We start from the raw sequence: 11973 nt of genomic DNA on the forward strand, positions 1-11973 counted from the left end.
GGAATCGACCATGAGCCACAACGTCATCCGCAAAGCCGTGTTTCCCGTCGCGGGCCTGGGCACCCGTTTTTTGCCCGCCACCAAAGCTGCCCCCAAAGAGATGCTGCCTATCGTGGACAAGCCGCTGATCCAGTACGCGGTGGAAGAAGCCTACGCGGCAGGCGTGCGGCACATGATTTTTGTCACGGGGCGCAGCAAGCGGGCCATCGAAGACCACTTTGACACCGCTTACGAGCTCGAAAGCGAACTCGAAGCTGCCCACAAAGACGAGTTGCTCGCCTTGGTTCATTCGGTTCAACCCGACGACATGGTTTGCGCTTATGTGCGGCAAAACCGCATGCTGGGCCTGGGCCACGCCGTGCTGTGCGCCGAGCCGCTGGTGGGCAACGAGCCCTTTGCGGTGCTGCTGGCCGACGATTTGATGGTCAACGCAGGCCCGTCCATCTTGTCCCAAATGGTCGAGGCTTACACCAAGCAAGGCCGCTCTGTGTTGGCCGTGCAAGAAGTAGCGCTCGATCAGGTCAAGCGCTACGGCATCGTGGCCGGTGAACCGGCTGGCAAACAGCTCATCCGTGTCGAACAAATCGTGGAAAAACCCAGCCCCGACAAAGCGCCCTCACGCATGGGCGTGGCCGGTCGGTACATCCTGACCCCTGGCATTTTTGACGAGATCCGCAACCAGCCCACAGGCGTGGGGGGCGAGATCCAGCTGACCGATGCGATTGGTCGCTTGATGCTGCGCGAAGCGGTTTATGCCTTCCAGTACGAAGGCAAGCGCTACGACTGCGGCAGCAAGGAAGGCTTTTTGGAAGCCACGGTGGAACTGGCTTTGCAGCACCCGCAAGTGGGTGCTTCTTTCCGTGTGTACCTCAAGGGCTTGATTCTCTGATCAGCGCCGCTTGAGGCCAAAGACAAAGCTGGTTTCGGTTTTTTCCTGCATCACCAACTCATTGCCCGTCTGACGGGCAAAAGCCTCGAAATCTCGCCAAGCCCCAGGGTCGGTGGCGATCACCTTGAGCACTTGGCCGCTGACCATCTCATTCAAAGCCTTCTTGGCTTTCAAAATGGGCAGCGGACAGTTCAGCCCACTGGTGTCAATTTCCTTGTCGATGTGCATCATGAGCCCTGATTCACTTCCTGGCTTTGTGCAGCACGCTCTTCCCAAGTCATGAACTTGGGCTCGATGCCAATGGTGCGCAGCCAGTCGCCCAAGGCGTAACCGGTGCCTGCTGGCCAGCAAATCAAATCCTGGAAATCAAACATTTTGTACTCGGCCAACTCAGGCGACAAGCGCACTTCGCCCTCGGCCACCGCATGGTAGGCAATGATCACCTGGTTCATGCGCTGGAAGTCGTACACGCCGATCAACTGGAGGGCCGAGACCTTCAGGTTGGTTTCTTCGGCAATCTCGCGCGTGATGCCTTCTTCGGGCGTTTCGCCCGCCTCCATGAAGCCGGTGATCAGCGCAAAACGCCGCCCTGGCCAGGCCGCATTGCGGGCCAGCAAAATTTGATCACCCACCTGCACAATGCCTGCCAAAACGGGCGTGGGGTTGTTCCAGTGCGTGAAGTCGCAAGCGGTGCAACGCAGGCGCATCGTCTCGCCCCCGTCTTCCATTTGCGAGAGCCAGGCCAAAGGACTGGCACACATCGGACAAAAACGGTATTCAGCCATGGTTCAAGCCTTGTCAGAGTTCAGCCGTTCAGGCAGGGAACACGCCTGTGGAGAGATAACGGTCACCGCGATCGCAGACGATGAACACGATGGTCGCGTTTTGCGCCGTCTTGGCCACTTGCTGGGCCACCCAGCAGGCACCCGCTGCAGAGACGCCGGCAAAGATGCCTTCGCTGCGTGCCATCTGGCGGCAGGTTTCTTCGGCATCGTTTTGACTGACATACACCAGCTCATCCACATGGCTGGGATCGTAAATTTTGGGCAAGTACTCTGTCGGCCACTTGCGGATGCCCGGAATGCGAGAGCCCTCACTGGGTTGTGCGCCCACGATGCGGATCGCCGGGTTCTTTTCTTTCAGAAACCGCGACACACCCGTGATGGTGCCGGTGGTGCCCATGGCGCTCACGAAATGGGTCACTTTGCCGCCCGTCTGCTCCCAAATCTCGGGGCCAGTGGTTTCGTAGTGGACGCGCGGGTTGTCGGCGTTGGCAAACTGGTCCAAGATGCGGCCCTTGCCCTGCGTGGCCATGTTGTCGGCCAAGTCACGGGCGTACTCCATGCCCCCGCTCTTTGGCGTGAGGATCAGCTCCGCACCAAAGGCCTTCATGGTCTGGGCCCGCTCGATGGACAAGTCCTCGGGCATGATCAAAACCATGCGGTAACCCCGAATGGCTGCGGCCATGGCCAGGGCGATGCCGGTGTTGCCCGAGGTGGCCTCGATCAGGGTGTCACCCGGGTTGATCTCGCCGCGCTCTTCGGCCCGGCGGATCATCGACAAAGCCGGTCGGTCCTTGACCGAACCCGCCGGGTTGTTGCCCTCGAGCTTGCCCAAAATCACGTTGCTGCGGGCCGCCATGTCGGCAGCACCCAATCGCTGCAAAGCCACCAATGGTGTTTTGCCGATCGCATCCTCAATGGTTGGATAAATCATCCCATTAATGTGCCATAATTCGTGGCTTCACGAATACCGCCCGGGTGGTGAAATTGGTAGACTCAGGGGACTCAAAATCCCCCGCCGCAAGGCGTGCCGGTTCGAGTCCGGCCCCGGGCACCAGACCAAAGCCGCAAGTTCAACGAACTTGTGGCTTTTTTCTTAGGCGCTTCACTGTTTAGCTTGCCCTCAATCGATCCCCGCACTCCACCGGTCGTTCCAGTTGCGCTCAATCTGCCTACGGTCGCGTTTGGTGGGGCGGCCTTGCTCGATGCTCAGCGCCGGCTCGCGGGCCAAGCGGTGCTGCTCGGCGGCTTTTTGGCAGGCTTCGGTGCTTTCTGGCGTTTCTTCGTAAAGCAACTGGGCCACAGGCGCCGGGCCACGCGCACCGCTCACACCCAAGACCCGCACCGTGCGCTCCACCGCGCCTTGGCGCAGGCGCACCGTGTCGCCTGCCTTGACTTCGCGCGAGGCCTTGGCATCTTGCCCATTGACCTGCACGCGGTTCTTGCCGATTTCTTCGCTGGCGATGCTGCGGGTTTTGAAAAAACGTGCAGCCCACAGCCATTTGTCGATGCGCAAGGAATTCATCGCAGAGGGTCCAGAAAACATCAGATCAGCTGGCCTTGTGGGCTCAGGCCATCGCGCACATGCGGGTACCGCAGCTTGAGCCGCAGTTCCTGCTTCATGCGCGTGTTGTCCAGGCGCCGGGACTCGCTCATGAAACTCAGCAGCATCAAGGGCAAGGCTGAGCTGGCTTGGTCACGCGGCAGGCGGGGCGGTTTGGGCAGGCCGAACAAGCCGGCGGCCAAATCAAAATAATCGCCCATTTTCAGATCGGTGTCGTCGGTGACATTGACCACACGCTGGGGTTTACCGCGCCACAGCGCTGCCGCACAAGCGCGCGCCAGGTCGTTGGCATGGATGTGGTTGGTGTAAACATCGTCTTTGGCCACCAGCACCGGCGTGCCTTTGAGCAAGCGCTCACGGGGTGTGCCGCCTTCTCGGTCGGCCGCGTAGATACCGGGAATGCGCAACACGCTCACCCGCACACCGCTGCGCCCCAAAAACCGCATCAGGTTTTCCGCATCCACACGGCGCTGGGCGCGTGGCGTGTGGGGATTCACAGTCTGCGTTTCATCCACCCGCTGCCCGCCGCAGTCACCGTAAACGCCCGTTGTGGAGCCATACACCAGCGCCAGCGGGGGCGTGCGCAAACGCAAAGCGCGCACCAGCACCAAGCTGCGCGGATCACGCTCGGACGCGCCCGCACGGTCGGTCGGCGGTGGTGCCAGGTGAATCACACGGTGGGCGATGCCCGCCAAGCGTTGAATGCTCGCGGGATCGTCCAAGTTGCCTTGTAAAGGCGTGATGCCGCAAGCGCGCAGCAAACGCACGCGATCCGGCGAGGAAGTCAACGCCATCAGGCGAACGCGTTGGCTTTGCGGTGCCCCCAGCTGGCCCGCCGTGCGCAGCCCCACGTCGCCACAGCCCACGATCAGGACACGCTGGCGACGAAAGCGGGCAGGCAGCGCGCCCAAGGGGGTTTGGTTTGAAGGCAAAATCAGGGGTTCCGGGTCGATTGCAACCCCTCAAGGATACCCAAAAGATGAGCTTTCAGATTTCCGTGCAGCCCAGCGGCCGCAGCTTCACCGCCGACACCAACGAGACCCTGCTGGCCGCCGGCATTCGCCAGGGCATCGGCCTGCCCTATGGCTGCAAAGACGGCGCCTGCGGTTCGTGCAAATGTAAAAAAGTTTCGGGCACTGTGATCCATGGCCCGCACCAGTCCAAAGCCCTGAGTGACGATGAAGAAGCCCAAGGCTTGGTGCTGACTTGCTGCGCCACGGCCCAAAGCGATGTGGTGCTCGAATCCAAGCAAGTCACCGCTGAAGGTGGCTTACCCGTCAAGAAGATGCCAGTGCGGGTGGTCACTCTGGAAAAGAAGTCACACGACGTGATCGTGCTGAAACTGCAACTGCCTGCCAACGACGTGATGAAGTTCCACGCCGGTCAGTACATCGAATTTTTGCTGCGCGACGGTTCACGCCGCAGCTACAGCATGGCGAACGCCCCGCACACCCTCGAAGTGGCCCCGCCCACGGTAGATCTGCACATCCGACACATACCCGGCGGCAAGTTCACCGACCCGGTGTTCACCACCATGAAGGAAAAAGACATCCTGCGCGCCGAAGGCCCGTATGGCAGCTTTTACCTGCGCGAGGACAGCAGCAAGCCCATCGTGCTGCTGGCTTCGGGCACCGGCTTTGCCCCCATCAAGGCGCTGATCGAGCACATGCAGCACCGGGGCATCACCCGGCCCGCCACGCTGTACTGGGGCGGCCGCCGCCCGGCGGACCTGTACATGGCCGACTGGGTGGAGGCCCGTTTGGCCGAGATGCCCAACCTGCGTTATGTGCCCGTGATCTCGAACGCCGAAGCGCAAGACCAATGGACTGGCCGCACCGGCTTTGTGCACCAAGCGGTTTTGCAAGACTTTCCGGATTTGTCAGGCCATCAGGTCTATGCCTGCGGCGCGCCCATCGTGGTGGACTCGGCCAAGCGCGACTACGTGGCCCAAGGCGGTTTGCCCGAAGAGGAGTTCTTCGCCGATTCATTCATCTCCGAGGCTGACAAAGCCAAAGCCTAAAACCCCTTTTTCTGGAGCCCCTCATGACCTTGATCACCCGCCGCCAATTCACTGCTGCCTCAATCGTCCTCTCGGCCCCGGCCTGGGCTCAGGGCAAAACAATCCGCATCATCGTGCCCTATGCACCGGGTGGCCCCATCGACGTCACGGCGCGCGCCTTGGCCGAGCGCGTGAAAGACAGCCTGGGCACGGTGATCATTGAAAACCGCCCCGGCGCGGGTGGCAACCTGGGCGCGGACCTGGTGGCAAAAGCCACGCCCGATGGCCTGACGATCGGCATTGCGGCCACGGCCACGCACGCCATCAACCCTTGGCTGTTTGCCAAAATGCCGTACGACGCCAGCCGCGACTTTGCGCCCATCACGCAAATGCTGCGCGTGCCCAATGTGCTGGTGATGAACGCCGAAACCGCGCAGCGCCTTAGGATCAACACGCTGGCCGATTTGGTGGCTTATGCCAAGGCCAACCCCGCCAAGCTGAATTTTGGTTCCGGTGGCAACGGCAGCGCGGGACATTTGGCGGGCGAGATGTTCAAACGCGCCGCAGGTATTTTTGCGGTGCATATTCCCTACAACGGAGGCAACCCCGCGCAGTTGGCTTTGTTGTCGGGGCAGGTCGACTTCAACTTTGACAACCTGGCCACGGCTGCGGCCAACATCAAGGCAGGCCGACTCAAAGCCCTGGCCGTCACCACTGCCCAGCGCAGCAATGCCCTGCCCGATATTGCGAGCATGAGCGAAACCCTGAAAGACTTTTCGATCGACACTTGGTGGGGTCTGGTGGCTCCTGCGGCCACGCCCCGCGATGTGGTGGAACGCCTGAACAAGGCGTTTGTGGCTGCGCTGCAAGCCCCAGAAACCAAAACACGCTTTGCCCAACTGATGGCCGAACCCGTGGGCAACACGCCAGAGCAGTTTGGTGCGTTCATGAAAGCAGAACTGACCCGTTACGAAGGCGTGGTCAAGGCCAGCGGTGCACGGGTGGACTGATCACTCGCCCAGATAGGCTGCGCGCACTTTAGGGTCTGCGAGCATGTCTTTGCCCACGCCCGTCATGGTGATGAGGCCCGAGTCCATCACATAACCGCGATCGGCAATCGCCAGCGCACGGCTGGCGTTTTGCTCCACCAGCAGCACCGTCACGCCTTGGGCGTACACATCGCGCACCACCTCAAAGATCTTGTCGACCATGATGGGCGACAAGCCCATGGACGGCTCGTCCAGCAGCAAGACCTTGGGGCGGCTCATCAGGGCACGGCCCATGGCCAGCATTTGCTGCTCGCCACCGGACATGGTGCCGGCCAGCTGGTCTTTGCGTTCACGCAGGCGCGGGAAGATGGTGAACATCTTCTCGATGTCGTCGGCAATACCAGCATTGTCCGAGCGGATGTACGCGCCCATTTGCAGGTTTTCGGTGATGGTCATGCGGGTGAACACGCCGCGGCCTTCCGGCACCATGGCCAGGCCTTGCTTGACCAGATCCCACGGGCCTTGGCCTTTGATGCTTTTGCCCAGGTATTCGATGTCACCCGCTTGCAAGGGCAAGGTACCGGTGATGGCTTTCATGGTGGTGGTTTTGCCAGCGCCATTCGATCCGATCAATGAGACGAGTTCACCTTCCCGTACCTCAAGGCTCACGCCCTTGACAGCCTGAATGCCGCCGTAGCCGACTTGCAGGTCTTTGACTTTCAACAGAACATTGGCCATCTCAGTGCCCTCCCGTGCCCAGATAGGCCTCAATCACTTTTTCATTTTTCTGCACATCGGCGGGCGTGCCTTCGGCAATCTGCTTGCCGTAGTCGAGCACCGTGACACGGTCACACAAGCCCATGACCAGCTTCACATCGTGTTCGATCAACAAAATGGTCCGGTTGTCTTTGCGGATCTGGTCAATCAATTCGCGCAACTGAATTTTCTCGGTCGCGTTCATACCGGCTGCAGGCTCATCGAGGGCAATCAGCTGCGGATCAGTGGCCAAGGCGCGGGCGATTTCCAGGCGACGCTGGTCACCATATGACAGCGTGCGGGCTTTGTAGTCGGCGTATTTGCCGATGCCCACGTAGTCGAGCAGCTCTTGCGCACGCTGGGCAATCGCAGCCTCTTCGGCCTTGAAGCCGGGCGTGCGAAAAATCGCCCCCAGCAGACCCGAATGGGTGCGCACATGGCGGCCCACCATCACGTTTTCGAGGGCCGTCATTTCGGCAAACAAGCGGATGTTCTGGAACGTACGGGCAATGCCCGCCTTGGCCACTTCGTGCACCGCTGTGGGCTGGTAGGGCTTGCCTGCCAGCTCAAAAGTGCCGCTGTCAGGGGTGTACAGGCCGGTGATGACGTTGAAAAACGTGGTCTTGCCCGCACCGTTGGGACCGATCAGGCCATAGACCTGACCGCGCTGGATGGTGATGCCCACGTCAGAAAGGGCCTGCAGGCCGCCGAATTTTTTGGAGATGCCTGAGACGTTGAGAACAGTGTCTTGGTTGGCGGTTGGATTCATGGTCTGCTCCTTCATTTCGCCGTGAGCGATTTGCCGTGCTCAGGCGAAGGCCACAGCCCGCGAGGCCGCATCAACATGATCACGATCATGGCCAGGGCCACCAGCAACTGGCGCAAGATGGCCGCATCGAGGCGCCCCCCGGTCATCTCCTGCAAGGGGCCGGCCACATAGCGCAGCACTTCGGGCAAAGCCGACAACAAAATGGCCCCCAGAATCACACCAGGCAAATAGCCCAACCCACCCAAAACCACCATGGCCACGATCATCACCGACTCCATCAAACTGAAGGACTCGGGCGAGATGAAGCCCTGGAACCCAGCAAACATCGCGCCTGACACACCCCCAAAAGTGGCGCCCATGCCAAAGGCCAGCAGCTTCAGGTTGCGGGTGTTCAGCCCCATGGCTTTGGCAGCGACTTCGTCTTCACGGATCGCCATCCAGGCACGGCCAATGCGGGACACCTCCAGACGGTGCGAGATCAAAATCGTCACCAGCACCAGGCTCAGGAACAGGTAGTAGTAAAGCGAAACCGAGGCGATTTCAAAATCGCCAATCATCAGTTTTTGACCCAGGTTCACACCAAAGATCGAAATGGGATCGATCTGGGACAAGCCCTTGGGGCCATTGGTGATGTTGACCGGGTGGTCCAAGTTGTTCATGAACACACGGATGATTTCACCAAAACCCAAAGTCACGATGGCCAAATAGTCGCCACGCAATTTGAGCGTGGGCGCCCCCAGCAGCATGCCGAACAAACCCGCCAAAGCGGCAGCCACAGGCAAGATGAGCCAAATGGGCATGTGCATACCCGTGGGGTAGGCGGCAGCGATCCACGCAAAGGTGTTGGTCAGATGGGGTGACGACAGCAGGCCGTACATGTAAGCCCCCACCGCGAAAAAAGCCACATAACCCAGGTCAAGCAGACCCGCGTAGCCCACCACGATGTTCAGCCCAATGGCCAGCAGGATGTAGAGCAATGCCATGTCGGCAATGCGCACCCAAGCGTTGCCAAACATTTGCAGGATCAGGGGCAAGGCGATGAGCGCTGCGCCGATCAGGATGTACTGAAGTGTCTTGTTGTTTTTCATGTTCACCTCCATCAGGCGCGGTCGGCCACACGTTCACCCATGAGGCCCGAGGGGCGCAGGGTCAACACGATGATCAAAACAATGAACGCAAAAATGTCGGTGTAGTGGCTGCCCAGCACACCCCCAGTCAGGTAACCGATGTAGCCCGAACCAATGGCTTCGATCAGGCCCAGCAAAATACCACCAATGACGGCTCCGGCCAGGTTGCCAATGCCGCCAAACACCGCCGCTGTGAAGGCTTTGAGGCCAGGCAAGAAGCCCATCGCGTGTTGCGCCGTGCCGTAGTTGGACGCGTACATCACACCGGCAATGGCGGCCAACACGGCACCGATCACAAAGGTGGCCGAGATGACCATGTCAGGCTTGACGCCCATCAAGGCGGCCACACGCGGGTTCTCGGATGTGGCGCGCATGGCGCGGCCCAAGCGGGTGTAATTGACCAGCCACATCAAGATGGCCAAGGACACGGCCGTGACGCCCAAAATCATGATTTGTGTGGGCGTGATCACCACACCACCCATGTTGATGGGCGTGCTGGACAGCAGTGTGGGGTAAGCCTTGTAATTGGGCTTCCAGATGATCATGGCCAAGGTCTGCAGCAAGATGCTCATGCCAATGGCGGTGATCAGGGGGGCCAGCTTGGGGCTGTTGCGCAAGGGCCGATAGGCCACTTTTTCAATGGTGAAATTCAGCACAGCAGCAACGATACAAGCGATCAAGGTGGCCAAAATCAAAATCACCCAGCCCGGGGAACCTAGGCATGCCATCTTGCATCATGCCGATGACAGACCAGCTGGTCAGCGCCCCCACCATCAGCACATCGCCGTGGGCGAAGTTGATCAAGTTGATGATGCCGTACACCATGGTGTAGCCCAAGGCCACCAGGGCATACATGCTGCCCATGACCAGGCCATTGATGACCTGCTGCAGAAAAACGTCCATAAATCACTCCGGGTTTGAACTTGCTCTTGGCAAGTTTTGGCTTCGGTTGTTGTTTGCTCCGGGCTGGGCCTTTTGGTTCTGCCCTAGCTCCACCCGTAAAAAATCGCCAGATCAATGTGTTGTCGGGCGGGAGTGGCGGGATTGTAGTGAAAGAAAGTATCTCTCCAGTATTCAATACGCTCGGGAATTACCCTGCAGCCGCATTTTTCTGTCGCAACTGGGCCAGTTTTTCGGCGATCTTGATTTCCAGCCCTCGCTGCACAGGTCGGTAAAATCCGGGTTCAGCCATCCCTTCGGGCAGATAACGCTCACCAGCGGCAAAACCATCTTCTTCGTCATGGGTATAGCGGTAACCCTTGCCGTAATCCAACTGTTTCATGAGCTGGGTGGGTGCATTGCGCAAATGCATGGGGACCGGACGGGTGCCATCTTGTTTGACCCAGGCTTTGGCCTGATTGAAAGCTTTGTAGGCGGCATTCGATTTGGGGGCCACCGCCAGATAAATCACACACTGTGCCAGCGTCAACTCGCCCTCGGGGCTGCCCAGTCGTTCGTACACGTCGGCAGCGTCCAGCGCCATGCGCAGGGCACGCGGGTCGGCCAAGCCAATGTCTTCACTGGCCATGCGGATCAGGCGGCGGGCCATGTAGCGCGGATCCGCCCCCCCGTCGAGCATGCGCACGTAACCAATACAGGGCGGCATCCGGGTCTGAGCCCCGCACCGATTTGTGCAGCGCGCTGATGGTGTCGTAGAACTGCTCGCCGCCTTTGTCGTAGCGGCGCATGCGCTCGCCCAGTACCCGCAGCAACCAAGCGTCGGTCACCGGGTCGATGCTTTCTTGCTGGGCCGCCATGGCCAACGTCTCCAGGGTGTTGAGCAGCCGCCTGGCGTCGCCATCGGCATAGGCCAGCAAGCGGGCCAGTGCCTCTGGCTCGATGGCGGGAATGGCCTGGATGGCCCGGGCCCGAACCACGATGTGCTGCAAGTCGTCCTCGGAAAGGGGCTGCAGCACGTACACAGCCGCACGGGAAAGCAAGGCCGAGTTGACCTCAAAAGACGGGTTTTCGGTGGTGGCCCCAATGAAGGTGAACAGCCCACTTTCGACATGCGGCAAAAAAGCGTCTTGCTGGCTTTTGTTGAAGCGATGCACCTCGTCTACAAACATGATGGTGCTCTGCGGGTGCAAGCCAGTGCGGACCGCTTGGGCTTTGTCGACCGCTTCTCGGATGTCCTTGATGCCGCCGAGCACGGCGCTGATGCTCAGGAACTGCGCATCGAACGCATCGGCCATGAGACGGGCAATGGTGGTTTTACCGACGCCGGGTGGCCCCCACAAAATGCAGCTATGGGGTTGACCTGATTCAAACGCCAGGCGCAAGGCCATGCCATCACCTAACAGGTGCTGCTGACCGATGACCTGGCCCAGACTCTGGGGGCGCAGTCGCTCGGCCAATGGGGCATGGGGTGTGGGCTTGGCGGCTTTCATCAACACCCTGACTGCATCAAGGACGGAGGATGTCGGTGCCCACAGGAGGCTTGAAAACAAACTGACTGGCAGGCAAGACAGGGTTAAGTTGAAAGGCGGAAAAAGTCAGGACAGACCTCTGTCCCAAATTGTCTTGCACATCGAGCACAGCCAACTCGGGCCCCAAAGGCGAGGCGCGCAGCCCCACCATCACGGCACGAATTTGACCATCGGCGGCCAAAGGGGTTGCACGAACCCACTCCAGACCGTCGCGGGCTGGCTCCGGGCTGAACTGGAAATCGGCCTTGAGCGATTGCAAGTCGCTCCCGGCGGTCAACAAGCCCAAGGGTGTGGTGCCCAGAACTTGCTGTTGCTTGCGGGCCGTGACCTGGTTCAGCTCAATATCGTGCATCCACAATGTCTGACCATCGGCCAGCAAGGTTTGCACAAAAGGTTTGCGGTAGTCAAAACGGAATTTGCCCGGCCGTTGAAACTCGAAACTTCCGCTCGATGTCTTGATGCGGGGCGTTTGACCCACCCGGCTGGGCGAGGTAACAACTTGCGTAAAGTCCGCACGGCCACTGCGAGCGAGTTTGACAAACTGTGCCAACAAATCCACCGCATCGGCCTGCACAGGCAAAGCCAGCGACAAAACGGTCCATGCGCCCAAGCCTTGCACCCAGCCAGCAAGCCATGTACGGCGGGATAAAAAATGAATCGTCATTGCAG

Annotated in this window: 12 protein-coding genes, 1 tRNA gene and 2 pseudogenes; 4 read left to right on the forward strand and 11 right to left on the reverse strand. The window is 59.9% G+C overall.

Translation table 11 applies throughout. The features are described 5' to 3' along the window. Positions 1 to 10: 10 nt before the first annotated feature. A complete protein-coding gene (gene galU / locus HEQ17_RS01380; RefSeq protein WP_296290913.1) occupies positions 11 to 889 on the forward strand; it encodes a UTP--glucose-1-phosphate uridylyltransferase GalU in 879 nt (292 codons plus the stop codon). On the opposite strand, the gene HEQ17_RS01385 is transcribed toward galU, so the two are convergent. Genes HEQ17_RS01385 through cysM form a run of 3 tightly spaced genes read right to left on the reverse strand, consistent with a single transcriptional unit; the run spans position 890 to position 2605 of the window. Beyond that, positions 890 to 1117, reverse strand: a complete 228-nt coding sequence (locus HEQ17_RS01385) for a sulfurtransferase TusA family protein (RefSeq protein ID WP_293752419.1) — start codon at positions 1115 to 1117, stop codon at positions 890 to 892. After that, a complete protein-coding gene (locus HEQ17_RS01390; protein WP_296290914.1) occupies positions 1117 to 1674 on the reverse strand; it encodes an NUDIX domain-containing protein in 558 nt (185 codons plus the stop codon). The genes HEQ17_RS01385 and HEQ17_RS01390 overlap by 1 nt, the downstream gene beginning before the upstream one ends. A 28-nt stretch (positions 1675 to 1702) precedes the next feature. Then, positions 1703 to 2605 (reverse strand): cysteine synthase CysM, encoded by a 903-nt coding sequence (gene cysM / locus HEQ17_RS01395; RefSeq protein ID WP_296290915.1) that lies wholly within the window; start codon positions 2603 to 2605, stop codon positions 1703 to 1705. A gap of 38 nt (positions 2606 to 2643) precedes the next feature. Here cysM and HEQ17_RS01400 point away from each other — a divergent pair. Beyond that, a tRNA-Leu gene (locus HEQ17_RS01400) sits at positions 2644 to 2728 on the forward strand. Between the two features lie 66 nt (positions 2729 to 2794). On the opposite strand, the gene HEQ17_RS01405 is transcribed toward HEQ17_RS01400, so the two are convergent. Then, the gene (locus tag HEQ17_RS01405) at positions 2795 to 3196 is read right to left on the reverse strand and encodes an RNA-binding S4 domain-containing protein (protein WP_296290916.1); all 402 of its coding nucleotides are present in this window, start codon (positions 3194 to 3196) and stop codon (positions 2795 to 2797) included. 20 nt (positions 3197 to 3216) lie between these two features. Beyond that, positions 3217 to 4167 (reverse strand): SDR family oxidoreductase, encoded by a 951-nt coding sequence (locus tag HEQ17_RS01410; RefSeq protein WP_296290917.1) that lies wholly within the window; start codon positions 4165 to 4167, stop codon positions 3217 to 3219. A 47-nt stretch (positions 4168 to 4214) separates the two neighbouring features. On the opposite strand from HEQ17_RS01410, the gene HEQ17_RS01415 reads away from it, so the two are divergent. Both HEQ17_RS01415 and HEQ17_RS01420 read left to right on the forward strand, forming a co-directional pair. Further along, on the forward strand, positions 4215 to 5255 hold the full coding sequence (locus HEQ17_RS01415) for a CDP-6-deoxy-delta-3,4-glucoseen reductase (protein WP_296290918.1): 1041 nt from the start codon (positions 4215 to 4217) through the stop codon (positions 5253 to 5255). Between the two features lie 23 nt (positions 5256 to 5278). Continuing rightward, positions 5279 to 6244, forward strand: a complete 966-nt coding sequence (locus HEQ17_RS01420; RefSeq protein ID WP_296290919.1) for a tripartite tricarboxylate transporter substrate binding protein — start codon at positions 5279 to 5281, stop codon at positions 6242 to 6244. Here the strand turns inward: HEQ17_RS01420 and HEQ17_RS01425 are convergent, their stop codons facing one another. The 6 genes and pseudogenes from HEQ17_RS01425 to lolA form a co-directional block, all read right to left on the reverse strand. After that, complete coding sequence (locus tag HEQ17_RS01425) at positions 6245 to 6961, reverse strand: ABC transporter ATP-binding protein (RefSeq protein ID WP_296290920.1); 717 nt, start codon at positions 6959 to 6961, stop codon at positions 6245 to 6247. It abuts the gene before it with no gap. Between the two features lies 1 nt (position 6962). Further along, on the reverse strand, positions 6963 to 7748 hold the full coding sequence (locus HEQ17_RS01430) for an ABC transporter ATP-binding protein (RefSeq protein WP_296290921.1): 786 nt from the start codon (positions 7746 to 7748) through the stop codon (positions 6963 to 6965). A gap of 11 nt (positions 7749 to 7759) precedes the next feature. Then, the gene (locus tag HEQ17_RS01435) at positions 7760 to 8836 is read right to left on the reverse strand and encodes an ABC transporter ATP-binding protein (protein WP_296290922.1); all 1077 of its coding nucleotides are present in this window, start codon (positions 8834 to 8836) and stop codon (positions 7760 to 7762) included. Positions 8837 to 8847: 11 nt separating this feature from the next. Beyond that, a pseudogene (locus HEQ17_RS01440) lies at positions 8848 to 9778 on the reverse strand (branched-chain amino acid ABC transporter permease). Between the two features lie 187 nt (positions 9779 to 9965). Further along, a pseudogene (locus HEQ17_RS01445) lies at positions 9966 to 11265 on the reverse strand (replication-associated recombination protein A). A gap of 16 nt (positions 11266 to 11281) precedes the next feature. Further along, positions 11282 to 11968 carry an outer membrane lipoprotein chaperone LolA gene (lolA, locus tag HEQ17_RS01450; protein WP_296290923.1) on the reverse strand — a complete coding sequence of 229 codons (687 nt, stop codon included), beginning with the start codon at positions 11966 to 11968 and terminating at the stop codon, positions 11282 to 11284. Positions 11969 to 11973: the final 5 nt, after the last annotated feature.

This window comes from Limnohabitans sp. (genome assembly GCF_023910625.1).
Taxonomy (GTDB): Bacteria; Pseudomonadota; Gammaproteobacteria; order Burkholderiales; family Burkholderiaceae_C; genus Limnohabitans_A.

What these genes read in the sequence shown, in the direction of transcription:
- HEQ17_RS01405 (WP_296290916.1), bottom strand. Translation starts at nt 3,196, where the DNA reads ATGAATTCCTTGCGCATCGACAAATGGCTGTGGGCTGCACGTTTTTTC.
- HEQ17_RS01415 (WP_296290918.1), top strand. Translation starts at nt 4,215, where the DNA reads ATGAGCTTTCAGATTTCCGTGCAGCCCAGCGGCCGCAGCTTCACCGCC.
- lolA (WP_296290923.1), bottom strand. Translation starts at nt 11,968, where the DNA reads ATGACGATTCATTTTTTATCCCGCCGTACATGGCTTGCTGGCTGGGTG.
- cysM (WP_296290915.1), bottom strand. Translation starts at nt 2,605, where the DNA reads ATGATTTATCCAACCATTGAGGATGCGATCGGCAAAACACCATTGGTG.
- galU (WP_296290913.1), top strand. Translation starts at nt 11, where the DNA reads ATGAGCCACAACGTCATCCGCAAAGCCGTGTTTCCCGTCGCGGGCCTG.
- HEQ17_RS01385 (WP_293752419.1), bottom strand. Translation starts at nt 1,117, where the DNA reads ATGCACATCGACAAGGAAATTGACACCAGTGGGCTGAACTGTCCGCTG.
- HEQ17_RS01425 (WP_296290920.1), bottom strand. Translation starts at nt 6,961, where the DNA reads ATGGCCAATGTTCTGTTGAAAGTCAAAGACCTGCAAGTCGGCTACGGC.
- HEQ17_RS01435 (WP_296290922.1), bottom strand. Translation starts at nt 8,836, where the DNA reads ATGAAAAACAACAAGACACTTCAGTACATCCTGATCGGCGCAGCGCTC.
- HEQ17_RS01390 (WP_296290914.1), bottom strand. Translation starts at nt 1,674, where the DNA reads ATGGCTGAATACCGTTTTTGTCCGATGTGTGCCAGTCCTTTGGCCTGG.
- HEQ17_RS01430 (WP_296290921.1), bottom strand. Translation starts at nt 7,748, where the DNA reads ATGAATCCAACCGCCAACCAAGACACTGTTCTCAACGTCTCAGGCATC.
- HEQ17_RS01420 (WP_296290919.1), top strand. Translation starts at nt 5,279, where the DNA reads ATGACCTTGATCACCCGCCGCCAATTCACTGCTGCCTCAATCGTCCTC.